At 60.1% G+C, this 20,520-nt stretch carries 21 protein-coding genes and 1 pseudogene; 7 read left to right on the top strand and 15 right to left on the bottom strand.

The features are described 5' to 3' along the window. Nucleotides 1–174 precede the first annotated feature (174 nt). Nucleotides 175–1,704 (bottom strand): porin, encoded by a 1,530-nt coding sequence (locus AB4Z51_RS21075; RefSeq protein WP_063982925.1) that lies wholly within the window; start codon nt 1,702–1,704, stop codon nt 175–177. 407 nt (nt 1,705–2,111) lie between these two features. Here AB4Z51_RS21075 and AB4Z51_RS21070 point away from each other — a divergent pair, with 407 nt between their 5' ends. Next, nucleotides 2,112–2,618: a MarR family winged helix-turn-helix transcriptional regulator gene (locus AB4Z51_RS21070; RefSeq protein WP_028152624.1), complete on the top strand. Its 507-nt coding sequence runs from the start codon at nt 2,112–2,114 to the stop codon at nt 2,616–2,618. 116 nt (nt 2,619–2,734) lie between these two features. Here AB4Z51_RS21070 and AB4Z51_RS21065 read toward each other — a convergent pair whose 3' ends face one another. The 3 genes from AB4Z51_RS21065 to AB4Z51_RS21055 all read right to left on the bottom strand — a co-directional run bounded on the left by AB4Z51_RS21065 (nt 2,735) and on the right by AB4Z51_RS21055 (nt 6,188). Next, complete coding sequence (locus tag AB4Z51_RS21065) at nt 2,735–3,853, bottom strand: alpha/beta hydrolase family protein (protein WP_028152625.1); 1,119 nt, start codon at nt 3,851–3,853, stop codon at nt 2,735–2,737. 309 nt (nt 3,854–4,162) lie between these two features. Further along, entirely contained in the window at nt 4,163–5,134 is a 972-nt protein-coding gene (locus AB4Z51_RS21060) for an SDR family NAD(P)-dependent oxidoreductase (protein ID WP_135215968.1), read from the bottom strand. Between the two features lie 145 nt (nt 5,135–5,279). Beyond that, entirely contained in the window at nt 5,280–6,188 is a 909-nt protein-coding gene (locus AB4Z51_RS21055; RefSeq protein ID WP_028152627.1) for a dihydrodipicolinate synthase family protein, read from the bottom strand. Nucleotides 6,189–6,530: 342 nt separating this feature from the next. Between AB4Z51_RS21055 and AB4Z51_RS21050 the strand changes: the two genes are divergently transcribed. Then, complete coding sequence (locus tag AB4Z51_RS21050; protein WP_028152628.1) at nt 6,531–6,770, top strand: hypothetical protein; 240 nt, start codon at nt 6,531–6,533, stop codon at nt 6,768–6,770. A 122-nt stretch (nt 6,771–6,892) separates the two neighbouring features. On the opposite strand, the gene AB4Z51_RS21045 is transcribed toward AB4Z51_RS21050, so the two are convergent. After that, on the bottom strand, nt 6,893–7,867 hold the full coding sequence (locus AB4Z51_RS21045) for an alpha/beta fold hydrolase (RefSeq protein ID WP_167768207.1): 975 nt from the start codon (nt 7,865–7,867) through the stop codon (nt 6,893–6,895). Between the two features lie 164 nt (nt 7,868–8,031). On the opposite strand from AB4Z51_RS21045, the gene AB4Z51_RS21040 reads away from it, so the two are divergent. Next, nucleotides 8,032–8,616 carry a TetR/AcrR family transcriptional regulator gene (locus tag AB4Z51_RS21040; protein WP_231142100.1) on the top strand — a complete coding sequence of 195 codons (585 nt, stop codon included), beginning with the start codon at nt 8,032–8,034 and terminating at the stop codon, nt 8,614–8,616. A gap of 94 nt (nt 8,617–8,710) precedes the next feature. Further along, on the top strand, nt 8,711–8,986 hold the full coding sequence (locus AB4Z51_RS21035) for a hypothetical protein (RefSeq protein WP_244623311.1): 276 nt from the start codon (nt 8,711–8,713) through the stop codon (nt 8,984–8,986). A gap of 1,092 nt (nt 8,987–10,078) precedes the next feature. On the opposite strand, the gene AB4Z51_RS21030 is transcribed toward AB4Z51_RS21035, so the two are convergent. After that, nucleotides 10,079–10,312, bottom strand: coding sequence for a DUF6894 family protein (locus AB4Z51_RS21030; protein ID WP_135217289.1), 234 nt, complete (start codon nt 10,310–10,312; stop codon nt 10,079–10,081). Between the two features lie 575 nt (nt 10,313–10,887). Here AB4Z51_RS21030 and AB4Z51_RS21025 point away from each other — a divergent pair. The 3 genes from AB4Z51_RS21025 to AB4Z51_RS21015 all read left to right on the top strand — a co-directional run bounded on the left by AB4Z51_RS21025 (nt 10,888) and on the right by AB4Z51_RS21015 (nt 12,346). Next, entirely contained in the window at nt 10,888–11,211 is a 324-nt protein-coding gene (locus AB4Z51_RS21025) for a hypothetical protein (protein WP_157789279.1), read from the top strand. 73 nt (nt 11,212–11,284) lie between these two features. Then, entirely contained in the window at nt 11,285–11,464 is a 180-nt protein-coding gene (locus AB4Z51_RS21020) for a hypothetical protein (RefSeq protein ID WP_038960078.1), read from the top strand. Between the two features lie 456 nt (nt 11,465–11,920). Then, on the top strand, nt 11,921–12,346 hold the full coding sequence (locus AB4Z51_RS21015; RefSeq protein WP_063982908.1) for a hypothetical protein: 426 nt from the start codon (nt 11,921–11,923) through the stop codon (nt 12,344–12,346). Nucleotides 12,347–12,960: 614 nt separating this feature from the next. On the opposite strand, the pseudogene AB4Z51_RS21010 reads toward AB4Z51_RS21015, so the two are convergent. The 9 genes and pseudogenes from AB4Z51_RS21010 to AB4Z51_RS20970 all read right to left on the bottom strand — a co-directional run. Continuing rightward, nucleotides 12,961–14,067: pseudogene (locus AB4Z51_RS21010) on the bottom strand (TAXI family TRAP transporter solute-binding subunit); the annotation flags it as partial. A 387-nt stretch (nt 14,068–14,454) separates the two neighbouring features. Further along, complete coding sequence (locus AB4Z51_RS21005) at nt 14,455–14,913, bottom strand: OsmC family peroxiredoxin (RefSeq protein ID WP_275552156.1); 459 nt, start codon at nt 14,911–14,913, stop codon at nt 14,455–14,457. A gap of 356 nt (nt 14,914–15,269) precedes the next feature. Further along, nucleotides 15,270–15,398 carry an ABC transporter substrate binding protein gene (locus AB4Z51_RS21000; RefSeq protein ID WP_434057395.1) on the bottom strand — a complete coding sequence of 43 codons (129 nt, stop codon included), beginning with the start codon at nt 15,396–15,398 and terminating at the stop codon, nt 15,270–15,272. Further along, the gene (locus tag AB4Z51_RS20995) at nt 15,350–16,303 is read right to left on the bottom strand and encodes an ABC transporter substrate-binding protein (protein ID WP_441497901.1); all 954 of its coding nucleotides are present in this window, start codon (nt 16,301–16,303) and stop codon (nt 15,350–15,352) included. Before AB4Z51_RS20995 ends, AB4Z51_RS21000 begins: the two co-directional genes overlap by 49 nt. 252 nt (nt 16,304–16,555) lie before the next feature. Continuing rightward, complete coding sequence (locus AB4Z51_RS20990) at nt 16,556–16,936, bottom strand: YybH family protein (protein WP_049808026.1); 381 nt, start codon at nt 16,934–16,936, stop codon at nt 16,556–16,558. Between the two features lie 28 nt (nt 16,937–16,964). Continuing rightward, the gene (locus AB4Z51_RS20985; RefSeq protein WP_244623515.1) at nt 16,965–18,050 is read right to left on the bottom strand and encodes a response regulator; all 1,086 of its coding nucleotides are present in this window, start codon (nt 18,048–18,050) and stop codon (nt 16,965–16,967) included. 57 nt (nt 18,051–18,107) lie between these two features. Further along, the gene (locus tag AB4Z51_RS20980; RefSeq protein WP_028154221.1) at nt 18,108–18,473 is read right to left on the bottom strand and encodes a response regulator; all 366 of its coding nucleotides are present in this window, start codon (nt 18,471–18,473) and stop codon (nt 18,108–18,110) included. Then, nucleotides 18,470–20,101: a sensor histidine kinase gene (locus AB4Z51_RS20975; protein ID WP_085401433.1), complete on the bottom strand. Its 1,632-nt coding sequence runs from the start codon at nt 20,099–20,101 to the stop codon at nt 18,470–18,472. Before AB4Z51_RS20975 ends, AB4Z51_RS20980 begins: the two co-directional genes overlap by 4 nt. Continuing rightward, a partial coding sequence (locus AB4Z51_RS20970) for an ABC transporter substrate-binding protein (RefSeq protein ID WP_441497900.1) occupies nt 20,049–20,520 on the bottom strand: 472 nt, incomplete at its 5' end. The genes AB4Z51_RS20970 and AB4Z51_RS20975, both read right to left, overlap by 53 nt.

Raw genomic sequence — 20,520 nt, 5'->3', positions numbered from 1 at the left:
CTGAAAACAAGATAGCTGATCAACTCAGGTAAGTAAATAAGTTTGAGGGCGATCGATTCGCATAGCTCGTCTTCGTCGTTTGCAACGTGTTGCCGGATTTTCCGAAGGCCGCGCCAAAAGAAAAGCCCCGGCGGTTTCCCGCCGGGGCTCTATCAGATCGGAACGGTCTTCAGCTTACCAGTTGCGCTGGGCGCGCAGCAGCAGGCTGTAGGTGTCCTGGTCCTTCAGCTCGTAGGTTGCCGCAGGCTTGGCAACCGACGCCAGCGCCGGGGTGGTGATCACGCCCGAGTACTTCTGGTCGAGGTGGCTGTAGACGAAGTCAGCCGAGAAGGTCAGGTTCTTGACCGGCGTCCAGCGGGTGATGACGCCGATCTGGCCGATGTTGAAGTCCGGGTTGCAGGTGCCGGTCAGCGAGGCGAACGCAGCGCTGCCGCAGATCAGGCCCTTCGCCGTGCCGCTGTAGTTGACCGCAGCCCACGCGCCGTAGAGCGCCGTATTCCAGTACGGGTTCCAGTTGTGGGTGTAGGCACCACGGAAACCGTAGGTCTTGGTCAGCTCGAGCTGGCCGTTGGGACCGAACACCGCGTCAGACACGCCGGCAAAGCCGATGCTCTGATACGCGCTGCCCGAACCGCCGAACATCGAGTAGCTGGTCGCCGCCAGCGACTGGAAGTTGTAGCGGCTCGCGCCGTCGGTATAGACGCCCGAGATGTTGATCACGTCGCCAGCACCGGTCGGGATGTTCTTGATCTGCAGAGCTAGCTGAACGGCCCAGCCCCACTTGTCTTCCGGATGACCGGTGACTTCGGACGCGCCGTAGTAGGCGACGTGGTTGTCGTGCGCAGCCACCGACGCCTGGAACAGGCCCCAGGCCTGGTCGACACGAACCATGCCGACGATGTCGGGCGACCTAGTGCCGCCGATATCGTTCGAGCCGTAAGCACCGCCGAGGACGCCGCTGGTGGACATGCCGGCGGTGTTCCAGATGTTGGTCGTGAAGAACTGGGTCTGGTCCTGCGCCGAAACGGTCGCGGTCACGCCCTGGCCGAAATCGGCCGTGTAGGTGAACTGGGCGACGCCGTTCACGGAGCCGCTGCCACCGACGAGCTGGTCGAAGTTGTTGCCGGGATAGTTGGTCCAGGGCGCGTCGAACTGCGACACGGACTTACCCATGGTGAAGCCGGCGAACTGGATGAACGCATAGTAGACGCCGAGCGTACCACCCGAGATCGTGCCCGAGCTTGCGTTGTTCGGCGCAGACACGCCCGTGCTTCCGAGTTGCGAGTAAACGGTCGCGCCTGTTGCCGAGCCGCTTCCCGTATAGTTATCGGTCGTCCAGGTGAACACCGCGTCAAAGTAAGTGCGAACCACCCCGTACTCAGTCGCGGTACGGGTATCGATGTTGAGGTCCTCGCGAGCGCGCGCCAAATAGTAGTTCGACAGGCGGTTGTTCGCGCCGGAAACACCGTTGTAGGCGGCGCTGTAGTTGCCGCCGGCATTGAGCGCGACTTCAGCACGCAGATAGCCGCCGAGCTTGATGCAGGTGTCGGTGCCCGGGATGTAGTAGAAGCCCGCGCCGTAGAGCGAGCAGATCTTGACGTACTCGACCGCCTTGGCCTTGACCGGAAGATCGGCCGCTTGTGCTCCGCCGACGGCGATCAGACCCGCCGCAGTGCCGAGCAAAAGGCTCTTCACCACTTTCATATAAAACCTCCAAGTTGCTCATTTTACGGAGACCGGACCGTGAGGCCCCCCAGATCCCCGTCTTTTCAAATCCGCTCGGCCGCTTCGCGCTTTTGGACACACCCGCATCGACGCGAGGGACGTGAGCGAACCACCTGCAACGGGACGATTGAGTACCCCCCACCGTCACGGGCCAATATGCCTGCGCCGTTCCGCTAATCAAAATAGTTTATTTAGTCAGCTTTGTTGTTTCACTAAACCTGTGCCCCGCGCGCAACACCGCGAGTGAGGGAATATGCTGAGCTGATCATCTTTGTAGTTTTAGTGACAAAATTACCCTGCTCTGCACTTGCGTCAGGGCAGACTTGCGTGGACTATGGCCGTGCAAGACACCGGCCGGAAAAGAATCAGATCACGGGAGTGACGCTGTGTCAGCGACCAGGAAGGAAGGGGCGCGCCTCCGCTCCATCGGCAATCTCGATATCATCAGGCGTTTCACCTGGGAAATTTCGTCGATCAACATGTATCTGGAGGAGTTGCGTCAGTTCTGGGCGAGAACGCTGGGCATCAGCGGTCCGCAATGGCTGATCCTGATGGCGATCTCCGACCTCGACAAGGACGACGGCGTGCCCGTCAACGTGGTCTCCAAGCTGCTCCACGTCGATCCGTCCTTCGTCACCACCCAGTCCAAGCTGCTGGAGAAGAAGGGCCTGCTGCGGCGGCGGCCCTCGCCGACCGACGCCCGCGTGGTGCGGCTGTCGCTGGTCGAGAAGACGCAGAAGCACATCGCAAGCCTCAACGAGCAGTACAAAACGATCCGCGAATTCGTCTTCCAGGAATTCGACGAGAACGAACTGACCGAATTCACCGGCAAGCTGGCGACGCTGAAGACCCGGCTCGAAAAGGCCTGCGTCAGGATATCCCTCGACTACTAAAACATGATCCGGAAAAGTGCGAAGCGGTTTTCCGAAAAGATCATGCCCAAGCAACAACCTAAATCGCGATGACGATTCATCCCAATCTCATCGCGCTTTAAGACAGCAGGCGGCGTTCAGATCCGCCGCCCCGTGGCGCCCAGTTGCGATTCCAGCCAGTCGAAGATGTATTCGTTGGCAAGGCTGGGATTGTCCGCATGGGCCTGCGCCGCGCCGGTCTCCTGCGCGGTGAACACCTTCAGCACGATGTCGGAGCTGCCGAGTCGCGACTTCTGCACGATCTGGCGCGCCCGGTCGGCCTTGAGCCAGCCGTCCTCGCCGAGCGTGATCAGCACCGGACAGTCGACGCTCGAGGCCATCAACGGCGCCGACGGCACCGGGACGATGCTGAGGTCGCTCATCGCAAAGCGGCTGGCGAAGAAGGATCGTTCGTGCAGGTCCCACAGACCGCCGTCGCAGACGGCCGCGGCGAGCCTTGGCTCCTGCAACACCGCGCGCGCGACGAAGGAAGAGCCCCACCCGTCGGCCACGATGGCGACGCGATCGAAATCGACGTCGCCGCGTGTCTCCAGATAATCCATGACGCTGGCAATCGAGCTCTCGAGGTCGCGGCGCTGCAGGAGCGTGTCGGTATAGTCGTCACGCTGGTCGCCGAGCAGGTCCAGCGCGAGCATCGACAGTCCGCGTTCGCGCGCATGCGGCGCGAGCTTGAACAGGAATTCTTCCTTGCGGTGTCCGGGCTCGCCGATGCAGATCACGGTCGGAGCCCGCTTGCCGGCCGGGGACGCAGGCAGGAAATAGCCTTGCAAAACGTGTCCGTCATCGGCCCAGGGAATCGTGACGACCTCGCCAGCCGGACCGCGCGCGGTGAGGAAGCGGCGCGCGCATTCCTGCATGGCGAGCACCGCGACCCAGCGGCGCTCGTCGGCCTGGTCCAGCGGCATCGCGGCCGCGCCGTAGTAGTTCATCGCCCGCAGCCAGTTGCGCTGCGCGGTCGCCATGTGGCCTTCCGCGAACGCCGCCTCGGCACGCTGCCGGTTGGCTTGCGCCAGCCGCTTCCATTCGCGGTGCCAGGACTGCTCACCGCCCTGCTTGAGCTGCCGCGCGATCATCAGGCATTCTGCGATGGTGGCGCCACCCTCCTGCGCCGCGGTGAGGAGCCGCGTGAATTCAGCGGAAATATCCTCTCTCTCCGGGCAGAGGATCCAGTCGTCGGAGAGGCATGCGGGTATCATCGGAGCTACGCTTTATGATGGCGTTACCCCTGATCGACTAAACTATTTTGGTTCACCAACCAAGCTGCCGTGCGCCGAATGAGACCCGTTTCACATCACCATCGCTTGAACATTGCTTGAACGACGGAGCATGTCGCATGCGTGACATTCCAAATCGTCATAAGGCGTCGGAAAGTGGCAAGAGGTGGCACGTAAAGTTACCTGCGTAACATGTAAATTACCTGTGTAATAATACGTCCGCACCTCTTGCCATGATGGTCGTCATACCTACATACGCGGACGTTCGTTGACAGTCTCAGCCAAACCGAATCAACCGAGCCGCCAGCCAACTTCCTGCGTAAAGCTTTCATAGAAGGCGCGGTCGTAGGCCTGCTCCGGCGTTGCGCGCACGCGTTCGTCAAGGCGCTTTGCGTCTTCGCCCACAAGAATGCGCCACCGGTCCGCCTTGACCCCGTTGAGGATGATCTTCGCGGCCTGCGCAGCAGTCGTCGGCGCGTCCTCGAGGAAGCTGCGGGCGCGTTCGGCGAACGCAGCCTGGATGTCCTCGTCCGACATCTTGTCAGCATCCGGCACGCCAGCCGCGACCATGCGCTTGCGGGTCAGCGCGACCTCGTCGGCATTGAGCCGCTCCGACCCGTCGGCGCTCTGCACCTTGCGCGAATTGGAGACGATCGAGGTGCCGATATGGCCGGGCATCACCACCGAGCATTTGACATGCGGCGCGTGCAGGCGAAGGTCGTTGATCAGCGCTTCGGTAAATCCTTTCACCGCGAACTTGGCCGAACTGTAGGCGGTGTGCGCCTGCCCCATGCCGATCGAGGCCCAGAAGCCGTTGACGCTCGCGGTGTTGACGATGTGGGCCTCGTCCGCCGCCACCAGCATCGGCAGGAAGGTGCGCACGCCGAGATAGACGCCGCCCCAGCAGATGTTGAACGTACGCTCCCACTGCTCGCGCGTGTTGGTGAACAGGCTGCCGCCGCCACCGATGCCGGCATTGTTGAACAGGAGATGGATCCGATCGGTCTTCTGCAGCTCGGCGAGCTCATCGCGAAACCGCTTGAGATGATCCTCGATCGAGACGTCGGCGACATGGGTCGTGACCCGCAGGCCCTGCGGCAGCTTCTCGACCTCGCAGAGCCGCTTGGTCTCGGCCATCGCGGCCTCCGAGACGTCGCACATCGCGACATTGCAGCCCTCGGCGACGAGCTGCCGTGCGAGCTCGCGTCCCATCCCCGTGCCGCCGCCGGTGATGACGGCGATCTTTCCTGCAAAATCCTTCATCGGACTTCGGTCCCTCCCCTTGTCGGTATGTTTCTTCACAGCTGGCGCCGCGCATCGCGGCGCGCGCAAAATGTAGCAGCGCCGCATCCGCAGGTAAAAGCGGATCGGCGCTGCCATCTTCACATCAGTTATTTCGGCCCGCGGACTATTCGGCCGCTTCGACGCGCACCCCGTTCAACGCGCCGAGTGCCTCCAGCGCCTTGCGGGTGGCGGCCTGCTGCGCCGGCGAGGCCTCCGGCATCGGTGCGCGCGGATAGGTCCTGGGCAAGCCCTGGAGCGTCTGGGCGTAACGCGTGCAGGCCGGCAGATTGTCGGCAATCACGGCGTTCCACAGCGTCAACAGCTTCTTGTGTAGGTCGAGCGCGCGCGGATGGTCGCCCGCCTTCACCGCATCCCACAGCGCGACGGAGGCATGCGGCGCCGCGGTCAGGATCGCGGCGATCGAGCCATGGGCGCCGAGCGTGTAGGACGGATACATGAGGGCATCGACCGCGCTGTAGATCAGCTTGTCCGGCGCCATCATCATGAGATCCGCGAACAGCTTGAGATCGCCCGCGCTCTGCTTGACGCCGACCACCAGCGGCACCTCGGTCATGATCCGCACCAGCAGCGCCGGTGACAGATAGGACCACGGCACCACGTTGTAGATGATGATGGGCATGCCGGTCTCGTCCGCCATGGCGCGGAAGTGCGCGACCATCGCCTCGTCATCGGGCTTGAACAGATAATGCACCGGCGTGACCTGGAGCGCTGCGACATTCATGTCGCGCACGAGCTTGCCGCGACGGATCGCATCGCGCGTGGAGTCCACGATGATCCCGGCGATCACGGGAATGCGTCCCTTCACCGCCTCGACCGTCGCGGCCATCAGGTCGCGATATTCCTCGTGATCGAGCGTGTGGCCCTCGCCGGTCGAGCCGCCGGCCGCGACGCCATGCGCGCCGGCGCCGATCATCCAGTCGACCTGGGGCGCCACGAGCCCAAGGTCGATCTCGCCGTCCTTCCGGAACGGCGTCGTCATCGGCGGGATCACGCCGGTCGGTCGTGCCTTCATGGTCTGCCCTCGCGTTTCCTTTGGTCCTGTGGCGGTCCCGCTCTCCTGACGAGTATCCGTCCGCTTTCGAGCCTATCGGCTGCGCAGGCCTTGTGAAGGGGCGCTTCGCGCGGCGCTGCCCCCACAATCGCTCATTCCTGCGATCCTTCCTCGCCCTTTTCCTTGGGGATTCCCCGTATTTGCCCGGCTTCGGTTTAGGGGCAATTTTTTTACAATCCGAATCATCAAATGAGGTTGGACGCTGGGTCGAGTCGGCCAGGTCAGCGTGTTGTTTGTGTCACAGGCTCTGGCACTCCGCTTGCATCCTCTTCGTGGTCTGAAACTACCGATGAGGTGACAGGAATGTTCGTGACCGTGGTTGCCGTGCTCTGCCGGCTGAGCGCAGCCAGCTCAGGCAGTTGCATCGAGGAAATCGTGACCGACAGCAACATGACGCCCGAGATGTCGATGATGCAGTGCGCGATCGGCGCACAGGCCCCGCTTGCCAAATGGATGGGCGAGCATCCGATCTATCACGCCAATTGGCGCCTCGAGCGCTACAAATGCGTGCCGGGTCACTACGAGATCAAGGGCCACGCCTAAGGCCCCGCAAGAGTACGGATGAGGAAACGCCCCGGAGGTAGCCTGGTCTCTCCGCGCGGGCACCGCTAGCGCCAGACCCCATTGCGGCGGCGCGCCCCTGTGACGACGATCACGCCTTCCCTTTAAGCCACTGCACGCAGAATGATCGCACGCGCCTGTCGCCCTTCCGGCGTCGGCATCAGCGCGAAATTGTGCGGCTGGTCACGGAGCAGATGCAGCTCGACCGGCACGCCCGCCGCCCTCGCGCGCTCCGCGAGATCGACGCTGTCGGGATAGAGCAGATCGCGCGTACCCGAGAAGATCGTCATCGGCGCGAGCGAACGGAAGGCACCGTTGAGCGGACTGACGAAGGGATGGCCGACATCGAGCTCGCCGGCATAGAGCCGCCCTGCCTCAAGTATCCCCGGAATGTCCTGGATCGGATCGCGGCCTGCGATCTCGACCTGCTCCGGGCGGCTGACCGAGGCATCGGCCGCGGGCGAGATCAGCATCAGCCGGCCCGGCTGCCGATGCCCGCGATCGCGCAGCCACTGGCATGCGGCGAGCGCCAGGCCCGCGCCGGCGGAATTGCCGACCACCGTGACCTTTGCGGGCCCGACATCCTCCAGCAGCATCCGCAACAGCTCGGCCGTCGTCGGTACGAGATCCTTGGCGGTGGCACGCGGCGCAAGCGGATAGATCGGCACCACGCAGACGACGCGCGCCTTGCGCGTCATCTGGCCGACGAAGCGCCAATGCGCCGGCACGATCTCGTTGATGAAGCCACCGCCGTGCAGGAACATGACGTGGTTGCAGCCCTCATGGCCCGAAGATGGCGCCGTGTAATAGACCGGCCATCCGCCCATCTTGGTCAACGTCACCTCGACGCCGCGCCCCAAACCCGTCGGCTCGTAGGAGGCCGGCTGCAATGCGAGTTTCTGCACATGCGCCTGCACGGCCTCGGCCGAGGCAAGGTGCTTCTTGAACGGAAGCTGCCGCAACAGCGCGTTGAAGCAACGACTCTGCAGGCTCGGCGCGGGATCGCCGGATGGCCGCATCCCCAACAGCCGGCCGCCCGGACAGAACTGGAAGGCCGATGCGATCTTTGCAACGCTCATGTCAGGTCTCCTCCAGACCGGGCTCTCTGTATGGGCGACGAAAAGGCTTGTGTCGACCGCCGCCACATGCGGATATAATGCGAGCATTCGCTCGCTTTTCCTACTCGCATTCGGATCGCAGGCCCATGGCGCGCAAACCGCCGACAAAACCCCGGAAAAATGCCTTGCAGGCGCGATCGCGCGCCACCGTCGACGCGCTGGTCGAGGCAACCGCTCGCATTCTGGTCCGCGAGGGCTTTGAGAAAGCCAGCACCAACCGGATCGCCGAAATCGCCGGCGTCAGCGTCGGCTCGCTCTACCAGTATTTTCCCAGCAAGGAGGCACTCGTCGCCGCCGTCATCGACCGCCACAACGAGGAGATTATGGGCATCGTCCGTGCCGCCCTCACCGAGGTCGCCGACCTGCCGATCGACAAAGCCGTGCGCCGCCTCGTCACCGTCGCGATCGAAGCCCACCGCATCGATCCCAAACTACATCGGGTGCTTGCCGAGCAGATCCCGCGCACCGGCCAGCTCAAGGACGTCGAAGCCTTCAACCGCGAGGTCCACACCCTCGTGCGCGCCTATCTCGAAAGCCGTCGCAACGAGATGCGCAAGATCGACCCGGGACTGGCGACCTTCATCTGCGTCAGTGCGATCGAGGCGGTCGCGCACAACACGGTGCTGAACCAGGCCGAGATGCTCTCGGAGAAGATGGTGAGGACGCTGGTGGATGAGACGACACGGATGGTGGTGGGGTATTTGAGGTAGTTTGCGAAAACGTCGCCTCATGCACGCTCTACGCGGGAGAGCGGGCATCCCGCTAAGCAGTTGATTTATCTGCGGGCGGCATTGAGCCGAGCCCATGGCCATGAGTTTTCCATTTTTGATGGCGATCAATTCAGCTTTCCTATTGAGGACAAAACATATGCCCAAGAAAAATTGCCTGATAGTCCATGCCGCCGGAAGACAGCTCGACCTACTGCGCGGAGAGGCTTCCCGCATTGCGAGGGCGAACAAGGTCGACTGGTGGATCGATCGTGCCGACGTCGGCACACTTTTTTGCTTTGAAGACGCAAATGCTGCAGATGCCTTCGCTCGCACCTGCGACAACTTCGGAGTCCGATGCCAAGACGGCTAGCTCAAAAACCCCGCCGACTTTGTGAGCCGGCGGGAGTTGAGTGAATACCTACGAAAACCGGCCCATCGCCAAACGCGCGTCGGACGGTGGGGCCGTTCCGGGTGGATGGCGAGACCTTGAGGAGGTCCAGATTCGCCACAGACCGATTTTTCAATCTCTCCCTTGGAGAGTCGTTCCTCAGACGCCGCGATGCCAATATTTTTGTGATCTGGCGCAAAAGGAAGGCCCCAGCCAATGGGGAAGACCGGGGCCTTCACAGGCCTTGCGATGGATCACACGCAAGACCGATCGCTGGATAGCTGCAGGAGCGCTCGTTTCTCCTGCGGAACCAATCTCGACCCAAGTTGGCTGCAACTCCAGATGAGTCGCGAGAGCCAGCATTCCAGCAGCCAAATCGGGGCTAGAGTGTGTCCGAAGTTGAACTAGACGCGGGCGAAACCAACGTGCTGAAGCCGCGATCCAACTCGAGTGTTTCGCAAATCATCGATTCTTCGTAGGCCGAACCCGCGGCGAGCGACTAGGGCGCGTGGGTGAAGATATCCACTCGTCGATTTCGTCTGGCTCTACTCGCCACGAAGGTGAGACGCCATCGGCTGTCCGGGCTGTGACACGGTATCGGCGCTTACGGAGCTTGGCTGCCAAATTCTTCGCGCCATCTTCGTCTCGACATTCAATAGAAAAATTACCGTAACAAACAACCCAGCGCTTTCGACTTACTTTTCGTTTGGATCGCGCTGAACGCTCCATCTAAGGGACCCCGTGAGTCCCCAAGCCCGTCCCAGTATCAAGACTCCATTCTTACCAAACCGTTTAAACCTGTCCGCGACCTCGCCAAGGGCAGCGGACTACCACCACCGTAGCAACCCCGATCTCGCGTCCACAGGTGGTCGTCCAGTTGGATCATGCCTGCGAAGCCATTGACGTCGTTAAGCACACCTACCGAGCATGCGACGCGCGCGATGGCTCCGAGAGCGGATTGTGTCCATTGGTCCCCGCCTCGTTTGCCAACATCGCAGAGGTAGCTATACGGAAGCTTGTTGCCGGCGCCGATGGATCCCCCGCCGAAGAGGTCGGACCAGCCTGCCCGCCCCCTCACCTCCACGGCTTCCGCCCGCCCCTCAGCTCCCGCCGCTCGATCTCTGCACCGGAGTCGTCAACCACGATCACGACCGTACCCGAACCACGGTCATATTCGGGATCGCTGGCGATATCCCGAGCGACACGGGCGCCGTGTTGGACCGCTAGCTCAGCAGAGCCAAATAGCTCGCCAACCTGGTCCGTCTGCGCCTCGCCGTTGTGGAAGATTAGGAAGTAGTAACATCGCATAGCCGCGGTCCTCCGTCCTTTAGCCGCGATCATGCGCCCACATCGGGACGGGCCGCACCTGTCCAAAACGACAGGGTCCGTGCGGCCGCGGCGCTAGCAAACGGGCTCGCGTCATGCACCTCACGCCGCCCTCCTCCGCGCCTCTCCTTGCGGCCTCACCGGCTTCCCCGCCCGATCCTCCCGCCAACGATGCACCGCGCGCCGCGTCACGCCATCCGCGGTCACCGTCGTCAGCACCGATGGCCGCCTATGTAATGCCGGCCATCGCTGGCTGGGCGGCGCCGCTGGACTTCCATCATGTGCAGTAGATCCACCTCCGCGTTGCGCGCATCGCGATCCGCGCCAATTTGCCATCCCGCGGCCAGTAGATCTTCAACCGGCGGCGTCGGCATAGCCGCGATTGCTAGCGGACTCTGCTGGCTGGAACCTGCAGCGAGCGAAAAAATTGACTCGTCAGGGAGGTTCCGATGACACAGAAAAATCGGACGCCACGTGGGTCGAGCACAATGGATCCGTTACTGGTTCCGGCGCCAGCCAAGTTCCGACGAAACCGCACGACTCCGGCAGTCAGGCGAATGAAACTGTCGATGGCCTGGACGCTCAAACCGAAGCGTTGCGGCACGCGGCAGAAGATACGCCATCTGCTGCAGCACCTGACGACGAAGAAAAAGTGCCGGTCTTTGACCGGGCTGGTGCTGCGCCGAAAATCTGAGCGAGAAGACTGCCATGCACTGGCGCAAAGTGCCGAGCAGAACGAGCGGCAAGGTCTTCGATGTCGTGGTCTTGGCGTCTACCGCCTCAGTCGCCGTTTCGATTGTCTTGCTGGTTCTGCATTTTCCCGCGTGTCAGCCGAAATAGATAGAACTAGCTGTTCGTTGTCGGCCATTAAATCTCCGTAAGTGCGCAGAGCGTTTGTTGCGTATATTGCGCCATGTTGTTAGACCGCGCCTTCAACATGGAAGGAGCGCCGTTTTGGCCAAGAAGAAAAAGCTGGTTCGCCGCGAGTGGACGAAGGAAAATATCAAAGAATTGAAGGCGCACTCCAAGGCTCGCACGCCGGTCGTCAAAATCGCCAAGATGACCAAGCGAACCGAGGGCGCGCTACGTCAGAAGGCGATCGTGTTGGGTATCGGCCTGGGGCATCAGCGGTAAATTGACGCTGGCTTCGTTGAGGGAGCCGCCAAATTTCGATATTGTTTTAACGCTCGCATCTGCGCCGATCAGGTGCAGACTACTGCGTCCGTCAGGGCTGCCGGAGAGCTTTGCGGCCTTTGGGTTGAGGGCTCGCCTTCGCCAGCCCCGGCGAGTCCCACCTCAGTCAGCGAAGCTGACGCATTTAATTGTCCCACAGTGTAACATCGACGACATTGCGCCCCGCCCCGCGCTGTAGGCTTCATCTCGCCGGGGCTGGACCCATATTTCACTTATAAATTTTAACCCGGCAGCAGGCCGCAGTGGTTCGCCGCTGCGGCCTTTCTGTTGAACAACACAATGGGCGCGTCACCCGATGTCGTTTTGCGTCGTGTGAACCTCTTCACATGGGTATGACATCAGGACGGTTAATCTCCAGTCGCTGGCGAGAGGTTTCAGTTACAGCGGGAGGCGGCCGTGGCAGCAGACACAAAGGCGGACGACTGGTTTATTGCTGCGCACGTGCTGAGGGTACGCACGTCGTCGGGCACCGCATCGATATCGTTTAAGATTGGCAGCAGGGTAGCTAACATCGCAGCACTGTTGGGTTGCTCCGGACCAATCTCGGGAAGTGGTGTTGCGGACACGGACTTCCAATTAGACACGCAACTTATGCGCACCTTCAGCGGCCCATTTTCGTTGAAGGACATTAAGGGGCATCGCGGTGACGTCACGCAAAACGTGTCCTTTTCACCAGATGACTTGTCCGGCGTGGCATTCAATAAGAGTGGAAGCGTCTTTTTTAATTTCGATTTACCCAACACGAACCCGATGACCTTTACGATCAGGGGCCAGTGGATGGTAAAGATGGTCCTTAATCTTGGTACGACGTTCGCAATCTAGTCCGTGTACTCACATGTGATGCCGGGTTAGGCCCCGAAATCGGACACCAGGCGCGGACAAAGGCATGTCCACTTAGGGCTAGCAGCGGACCTCCGGCAACGTCACGACGCTCCTGGGTTTGACGCGGGTTTCTTGTCGACCACGTGGCAAGCCTGTAATCAAGAGTTACCGACAGTTCGATCAAGCTCAGTTGGGCGGCCTCGCTCGCGGTGCGGCATGTCTTGAAGGAGGCGCGCAATACGGCGCCCGCTGACGAACATCAGCGCGTGGTCGAAGGGCTTCCGTTATCTGAGAACAGGCTGTGTCGGAGCGAAGCCCCGAAACGGATCATCGGAAGTTGAGAGTCCTTGTTTGGCGCCGTCGGGCGGAGTGGCGCCGAGGAATGGGTTCCGCCAGGCTTCCTCGCTCGTGCGATTGCAGAAATCCGGATAGCTGCATTCGCTCACCGAGCCTTGCCCCGTCAAGCTACCGAGTGCTCGTCTTGGGTGCGATCGGCGGGGCGGGTGGCGTGGAGGTGCAGCTTGCAGTGCCGAGTGGAAGGTGTGGTCCCGCTCTCGAACCTTCTTGGAGTCCACTTGGGAGTCCATCCGTGCCTGCGCATTTCTCCCCTGTCCCCAGGTCTTAAATTGCCGGAATAGTGCTTCCTTATCGGCCTCCGACTGAATATTGGCGACGGCCGGGTTCTCTTGCAGGAATGCCTCAAAGTGTTGTCGCTTTACCGGTTCGACGCCGTGTTGGTCGAGCCATTGCTGCGCGAGCGGCAGGCGATTCCAGCCCGCGAGTGGTGCCGTCAGGGAGACCTCCTTCCACTTGGGATGAAAGGGCGGGTTCTGCAAATCGGCGAATTTCGAGAAGAAGGCGTCAACGAACAAGGCGAGCTTGCGACGGCGTTCAGTGTTGGGGGCCCAATTGTATGCTGCGAGCACCGCCGGCACCGCGATCGTTTCCACCGTTTCTCCCTCGGGAATCAGGTTCGGATAGTCTTTCGAGGTCAACGTCGCCGGCAGATAATCGCTCTGCAGGGGTTTCGAATAGTCGACCGCAGCAAGATGAAAGGAGCCGTCATTCTTGAAGGCAGTGACAGACACGTATGGCTTGCCGCCCACCACGATGACGGCGTCGAGCTCGCCCTTCTTCAACTTTTCCATTGCGATCCGCTGCTCGATATAGACGAAGTTCGCTTTGATCCCGAGCCGCTCGAAAATTGTCAGTGCAGTCACAAACGTGCCGCCATTGGGCAGGTCGACGCTCACCGTCTTACCTTCGAGATCGCTTAGAGTCTTGACTGCCTTCGGTGCGATGACCTGCATCTCCTCATTGTAGAGCTTAGTCACATAGGTAAACTGCTTCTTGATGTTGTTGGCGATGCCCTTCTTCTCGAGATAGTCGAGCGTGTCGGCCCGCACGATTCCGAGATCGACGCCTTTAAGAAAGAGGATGTCGGCGATGCTCTGCACCGAGCCTCGACCGGTGATCGGCAGGACGCGCAGCTTACCGTCGTCGTCGAGCACGGAAGCGAGGTCTGCACCGAACTGCACATAGGTGCCGCCGATCGTGCCAGTAAGCAGCGTGACCGTGTTGGCGTTCATTGCCTTCTTGGTCGAGACCGAGCCGAATTGGAAAACTGCCTTCAGGCTGTCACTAACCTTGGCCGGGTCATACTCGGTCTGTCCGGCATGGGCCGCAGATCCGGAAGCCATCAAGATCATCGCGGCAATCATTCCAAGGAGTTGACGCACAACATCCTCCTGGCATGTGGGACCTGCCACACGGACACAACCTCTCGAACCTTTGATCGTTCCCATGGCGCCCAGTGGAACACTGGACCGAACACTTCTGCTCCGGGTCAATCGCGCCAGTCTGCGCCTGAGTTCGGGACTTCCGGTCTACCCCCCGGCTTCGGACATGTCGTGGCACTGCGCCAACTGACGCGATGGGCCACAAGCCGACATCGGCCTGATTGAGCTTACTAGCGCCCTTTAGTCGTATTGCGGGTGAGCCTCAGACATCAGTTCGAAGCCAGCAGCTACGCGCCCGATTGGCTAGGTGTTGATAACGGCCGGCTTGGTCCAACGTAACCACGCCTATTTACCCGTGTCTCAGCTGCATCATGAGACCAGAGTGGCCGTAAAACCAATCTCGGCATTCATCAACTTGGAGACTGGGGAATACGCCTTTGCCTTCGAAACGATTGACTGGAACATGTCGCGGTCAATGCCCGGTATCTTCGCCCTGACGGTGAGATGAACTGAGGTGATGGAAATGCCGGCCTCATCCTTCTCGAGGATGATGTCTGATTTGCTCTCCACATGCTCGGGGACGAAGTTCGCCATTCCGAGCATTCTGACAAGCGACGTAGTGAAGCACGCAGCGTGGGCCGCGCCAATCAATTCTTCGGGGCAGGTCTCGCCGTAATGAGTGAGGAAGCTATAGGGATAGTTTTGCAAAGCGCGACTCTCGGTCGAGACCGCCCCCTGGCCCTCAAACAAACCGCCAATCCACCTAGTAGATCCAAATCGTTTCATGGCCTCTCCATCCTTGTGAATGCGCAGCTTGCGGGAGACCATTACGGTCACCCTAATGCATCAGACGCAAACAACGTGCCAATCGCCCGGCGCGTCGCTTCGTCGGCTCCTTCCGAATCTTCAGGAAGACTGAACGTATTGTTACGCGGCCATCACGGCCTCGTGAAAACGCTTCATTGCCGCGCTTTATGTATCCGGAAGGATGATGAAGCTCTCGGGCCGCGCGGGCCGCCAACCTTTCGGAATAGCGGCCAGAGTCCGGTGCCGGTCAATCGCGTCGGTTTGACGCTCGGTTGCAAACTTCCGGTATGCCCCTATGAACCGACATTTGGCTACACCGCATCAACAGAAGCGAGGGGCCACTTGCAGACTCATGCAATGCAGCAAACAGCATCGTTTTACTCAATCACCTTGTCGGCGCGCACCAACAAAACCTCCGGAACCATCACACCCATCGCCTTAGCGGTCTTGAGGTTGATTACCAGCTCGAATTTCGTCGGCTGTTCGACCGGCAGATCGGCAGGCATCGTGCCGCGCAAAAGACTCGCCGCGAATCGGGCAGTAAGTCTGCCAAGTGATCGGAGGATGGACCGTAGCCGATAAAGCCACCTTGCTCGGCCCACACTCCCCACTGATACATGGTTGGAAGGCGCAGTGCTGCAACTCGTTCCATAATCAGTGGACCATTGCCGTCGAGCATCCCGGAATTAAGAACATTCAGCGCCGTGGCCCCCGATGCCTGTGCCTTATCGATAGTCGCTGCAATCTCCTCAGCTCTCGTTACGCGATAGATTGAAAGCTCAACGTTGCGTGTGCGCGCCGCCTCTTGCAGGGCGCGAACCTTTGCCTCGCCTCGCAACCACTTCACCACGCGTTCAAACCAAAGGTCGTCGGCGAGAGCCGCCATGCGGCGAATCCCGGGCACGGCTTCGATCAGGAGGTCCTGCCGTAGGCCGTCAAGCTCAGGGGCAAAAATGCTGATCCCCGTGATATTGCCATCGGGCCGGGCGAACGATTTTACCAATCCCTCCCCGACCATGCCGCCTGTGATCCCAACGATGGGAATGCTCTCGGTTGCCCGCTGTACGGCGTTAACTGCCTCGGGTCCAGCAGCATAGATGACATCGGGTTGGGCTATGACCAGCTCCGCCGCAAGTTGCGAAATCAGATCGATCTGAGATGCAAAGGCGCGGTAATCAATCCTGAGGTTTTGGCCGTCAATGAAACCAGCGCGCCGTAGACGTACGTTAAATTGGATATCGCGAGGATGCGGAGACAAGCAACCCAGGCGATAGGTCCGTCCCGCTTTTTGGGCCAACGCTGCGAGCGGCAACGCCACCATCGTACCGCCGGCAAGCGTTATGAACTCGCGCCGTCGCATCGCGTCGCCCTCAAGGCCGAGCGACAGTCTAACATATGCTTCAAATCCCATCGGTACTGTGCATCACAGCAATATGCGCGCGGATGTCGCAGCTGGTCAAAAGCAGCGGTCAGCTTCTCAGTCGGGAGGCGTCAGGCTTCCTTCAGACAGCAGACGTGGCAATGGCTTCAGTGGCGTTCAGCTCAGGACCACTAGGCGACATCTCATCTCATCGACTAGTCAGGGCCGCGCGAGCGAACTCGTAGCAAGTCTTATCGTGAAAGCCGTGTTACGCATTGGATCGCGCCGATACTCCGTCCGCCTCTAGCTCGTCGGCATGCTATTCCAGATGTCGCGATGCAGGTGCCACCGGCCATCCCTTTGGAGCCAAACAACGAGGTACTTTACCTTAGCCTGTCCAGAGCTGAGCTTCAGGTCGGCCTCGCCAATCTCGTAAGCGGTGTCGCCGGCAACCTCGAGGTCGATCGTCTTGAGAGTGACGTCTATCAGACCGAGCGCGTCTGCCGCCGTCCGCCAAAATTCCTCGATCGGCTTTCTCCCCGAAACAATCGGCGCATCGGGCGGCAGAACCTTGGCGTCCTCGGTATAGAACGCAGCCATACCGGCATAGTCCTTGCTGGCGGCGGCTACACCAAACCTGCGATTTGCCTCATCGACTACCTGTCGAACCTGATCAGAGTTCATGACGATCCTCCAGCTCTAACAATGTTACTCAAATCGTCTCAACTACGTTGTAGGCGGTGATAGGACGATGCAAGCCCTTGAGCATGAGTTCGCCTACCGTCTGTGTCGTGGCTCTGTCGTCGATCGCCGCGCGCACCTTGCTATCGATCAAAATCTGGCCGTCGCGCGCCTCCGCGCACAGCCGGGCCGCGAGATTGACCACCGTCCCAATCGCGCTGTACTCGCAGCGGCCCTCGAAACCGATAGGGCCGAGCGTCGCATATCCGTGTGCGATGCCAATCCCGAAACCAAGCTCGTGGCTTTCCCGCCGCCATTTGCTGGACAATTCAGATAGACGGCTCCGCATCGCGGCCGCCATTTGCACAGCCCGTACGCACGGATCGGGACAAGGGATCGGATCTCCGAAGATGACCATGATTCCATCCCCCATAAATCTCTCCAACGTGCCTTCAAATTCATGGACTACAGAGCCCAGGGCAGTGTGATACTCTCTCATAACGGCCATCACCTCCTCGGGCTCAGCAACTTCTGAGAAAGCGGTAAATCCTCGCAAGTCACAGAAGACTATCGTCACTTGTCTGCGGTGTGTCTCCAGGGATTCATTTGGCGAAGAAGAAAGGATGAGTTCTGCGATCTGCGGGGAAAGAAAACGCTTCAAACGGCTAACACGTTCGATTTGCGCTACCTGTTCGGCGACACGCTGCTCAAGCGTTCTATTCCACGATGCGAGCTCGGCGGCCTGGGCCTCCGCTCGATCGTGCAGTTCTTTGATGCGGAGCATGGAGTGCACGCGGGCAACCAGCGCTGCATGGTCGACAGGTTTGGTCAGATACTCGTCGGCGCCTGCGTTAAGTCCTGCGACGACATCCTGCGAGTCGGTTCGCGCCGTCACCATGATGATTGGGACAAATCCAAGTGTCGTATCGGCCTTCAGCCGCCGGCAGACCTCGAAGCCATCGATCTTCGGCATCATGACGTCGAGGAGGACAACGTCCGGCGCGATTTCACGCACGATCGCGAGAGTCTTCTCGCCATCTTCGGCCTCCATGGTCTTATAGCCTTCGGCATCGAGGCGCGCGGTAAGAAGGCAGCGATTCGTTTCGTTGTCATCCACGATCAAGATTCGGGGTGGGACATGCATCTCTGCTCCACGTCAGTACGCGCTAGAATCTCATGTTAAGTATCGGTTGATCGTCTCGAGTAGCTTTCGTGCGCTGTAGGGCTTTGCGACATAGGCATCGCAGCCGGCCGTACGCGCCTTTTCCTCGTCGCCGCCAAGCGCGTAGGAAGTGACGACGATGATTGGAATATGGCGGAGATCTGACTGCGCTTTTATCCGCCGTGTCGCCTCGTATCCGTCTAGAATAGGCAGTTGAATATCCATCAGGATCAGGTCCGGGCTTTGGGTGCGCGCCGCCACGAGCGCTTCTTCGCCGTCGTGCGCCTCGATCATTTCGTAACCGACGCTTGCAAGCAGATCGCGCAAAATCTGACGATTGTCCTCCTGATCTTCGACCACCAGTACGCGCTTGCTCATGTCTGCATCGCCTGCTGCTCGAGCCGGGCCGGCACCAGAAAAGAGAATCTCGCGCCATGGCCGAGGCGGGATTCTATCCAGATCCGTCCACCATGCATCTCCACGATGCGCTTGACTATGGCGAGGCCCAATCCCGCGCCTCCCTTTGACTTGGTGATCGAGTTATCTACCTGCTGGAATTCCTGAAAAATTCTGGCCTGGTCCACTTCGTCGATGCCCGGTCCCGTATCCTGAACGGAAAATACGTAGGAATCCTCCCGCGCTTCTACCTCTATCCGGACCTCTCCGGCGTCGGTGAATTTGATCGCGTTACCCACGAGATTGAACAGGGCCTGAGCGAGCCTGCGTTCATCTCCTCGCGCCGGCGGCAAGCCTGGCGGCACAGCAATTCTTAAACTCAGTTTCTTGTCCGCGGCGAGCGACTCAACGGAGGTATGCACAACGTCTACCAATTCCTCGACCGAGTAGTCGGTCAGAGAAAGTCGAAGCTGTCCGGCTTCAATCTTGGAGAGGTCGAGGACGTCGTTGATGAGCCCGAGGAGATGTCTGCCGTTCCGTTGGATGCGTTCGACGGCGGATCGCATTCTCTCCGGAGGATCGCCGTATATGCCGTCGAGCATGAGCTCCGAAAAGCCGAGCACCGCGTTCAATGGCGTCCGCAATTCATGACTCATGTTGGCGAGGAATTGCGATTTGTGACGGCTGGCCTCCTCAAGACGTCGGTAGAGCTGCTGCAACTCTTCGCAGGTCGAATTCACATGCGCCGCAAGCTCCCCGAGTTCGTCACGATTGGGGACCTCTATACGCTGGGCGAAATCACCAGCCGCTATCCGATTCAGCCCGTGGTGAATGATGCGGACCGGTTCGATCACAGACCGGGAGATCGCATGTCCCAGGACCAGCGTAAGCACAAAGCTTGCGAGCGCGACCGCAGTGACAAGTATCTGGGATTTGGTGTAAGTTCGTCGGCTCGCATCTATGCCGGCCACCATGTCCGCTTCAGCCCGGTTGACCAATTGATTGGTCAGTCGTTCGAGCTTGTCCGCGAGAGGCCCGAGTTCCGCGAGTTCGCTCTGTTTGGCCTCAGCTGCTCGTCCGCCGCGGATGAGATCGACGATGTGTGAAACTACGGCAATGAAACGCGCATATTCTTCGCGCACTTGGTTGAGCAGCGTCACCTCGTCCTTTGCGACGAACGAGACGCGGTCAAGGTCGTAACCAAACTGGTTGATCTGCCGCAGCACAACGGCCAATGTCGCTTCGTTCGGAAAGGCGAGCGCGGTGGATACGCCATAAAGCTGTCGAAGCGTATTATGCTGCATCTGCCGATATGCCTCGATCTTCTGCTGCAGGCCAACGACCTGATTCGCCCGCTGGTCCGCTTCGCGTAGCGATAGAAGACCGATTACACCAACCGAGATCAAGAGCATCTCGATGACGAAGAAGGCCATCAGCAATTTCGTACGCAACGACGGTCGAAACTCAAAGCCGGGAAGACCGTTCTTCACCGCCGCGCCGTTTTCACTTTCTCGCGACGTTGCAGGGAGCGGGCGCTGACCAAGAAACGACGTCGAATCAGCTCCCAAGTTCACGTCGAACCTCGTTGAGGAATCGCCAGTCTGCTGCATCCGCGATAATCTTTGCAGGATTCGATTTGAGCATCCTCGCCTCTCGCAGGCGAAGCGCGTAAAAACGGATTGTGTCTTCAGGATCGTATTCGCGCCAGCGGTTGTACGGCACATCCTCAAGAGTCTGAACCGCATAGTCGTGGCGCGGCGTGAAGCCCCCATCTACCATCCGCTGCGAGACAAAGGCTGGCGCGCTTACGCACAAGTCCGTCGCCCGGAGCATGGCGCGAACTACACGTTTGGTGGCAATGGGATTCTTTCGGACGAACTCGCGATTACCCGCCAGCATGCAGCAATAATACTGCGACCATGGGCGATCCTGCGCACTGTTGACGATGACATGACCAATGTTTTGCGCGCGCAAACGCTGAGGTTCTGGGGGAAATCCGAGGAAGGCGTCGATCTTGCCCTCCGCAAAC

Source organism: Bradyrhizobium sp. 2TAF36 (assembly GCF_052114925.1).
Taxonomy (GTDB): domain Bacteria; phylum Pseudomonadota; class Alphaproteobacteria; order Rhizobiales; family Xanthobacteraceae; genus Bradyrhizobium; species Bradyrhizobium barranii.
This window is presented reverse-complemented; position numbering and strand designations above follow the sequence as displayed.

What these genes read in the sequence shown, in the direction of transcription:
- AB4Z51_RS21075 (WP_063982925.1), bottom strand. Translation starts at nt 1,704, where the DNA reads ATGAAAGTGGTGAAGAGCCTTTTGCTCGGCACTGCGGCGGGTCTGATC.
- AB4Z51_RS21065 (WP_028152625.1), bottom strand. Translation starts at nt 3,853, where the DNA reads ATGATACCCGCATGCCTCTCCGACGACTGGATCCTCTGCCCGGAGAGA.
- AB4Z51_RS21060 (WP_135215968.1), bottom strand. Translation starts at nt 5,134, where the DNA reads ATGAAGGATTTTGCAGGAAAGATCGCCGTCATCACCGGCGGCGGCACG.
- AB4Z51_RS21055 (WP_028152627.1), bottom strand. Translation starts at nt 6,188, where the DNA reads ATGAAGGCACGACCGACCGGCGTGATCCCGCCGATGACGACGCCGTTC.
- AB4Z51_RS21050 (WP_028152628.1), top strand. Translation starts at nt 6,531, where the DNA reads ATGTTCGTGACCGTGGTTGCCGTGCTCTGCCGGCTGAGCGCAGCCAGC.
- AB4Z51_RS21045 (WP_167768207.1), bottom strand. Translation starts at nt 7,867, where the DNA reads ATGAGCGTTGCAAAGATCGCATCGGCCTTCCAGTTCTGTCCGGGCGGC.
- AB4Z51_RS21035 (WP_244623311.1), top strand. Translation starts at nt 8,711, where the DNA reads ATGGCCATGAGTTTTCCATTTTTGATGGCGATCAATTCAGCTTTCCTA.
- AB4Z51_RS21030 (WP_135217289.1), bottom strand. Translation starts at nt 10,312, where the DNA reads ATGCGATGTTACTACTTCCTAATCTTCCACAACGGCGAGGCGCAGACG.
- AB4Z51_RS21025 (WP_157789279.1), top strand. Translation starts at nt 10,888, where the DNA reads ATGAAACTGTCGATGGCCTGGACGCTCAAACCGAAGCGTTGCGGCACG.
- AB4Z51_RS21005 (WP_275552156.1), bottom strand. Translation starts at nt 14,913, where the DNA reads ATGGTCTCCCGCAAGCTGCGCATTCACAAGGATGGAGAGGCCATGAAA.
- AB4Z51_RS21000 (WP_434057395.1), bottom strand. Translation starts at nt 15,398, where the DNA reads ATGCCTGCCGATCTGCCGGTCGAACAGCCGACGAAATTCGAGCTGGTA.
- AB4Z51_RS20995 (WP_441497901.1), bottom strand. Translation starts at nt 16,303, where the DNA reads ATGGGATTTGAAGCATATGTTAGACTGTCGCTCGGCCTTGAGGGCGAC.
- AB4Z51_RS20990 (WP_049808026.1), bottom strand. Translation starts at nt 16,936, where the DNA reads ATGAACTCTGATCAGGTTCGACAGGTAGTCGATGAGGCAAATCGCAGG.
- AB4Z51_RS20980 (WP_028154221.1), bottom strand. Translation starts at nt 18,473, where the DNA reads ATGAGCAAGCGCGTACTGGTGGTCGAAGATCAGGAGGACAATCGTCAG.
- AB4Z51_RS20975 (WP_085401433.1), bottom strand. Translation starts at nt 20,101, where the DNA reads ATGCAGCAGACTGGCGATTCCTCAACGAGGTTCGACGTGAACTTGGGA.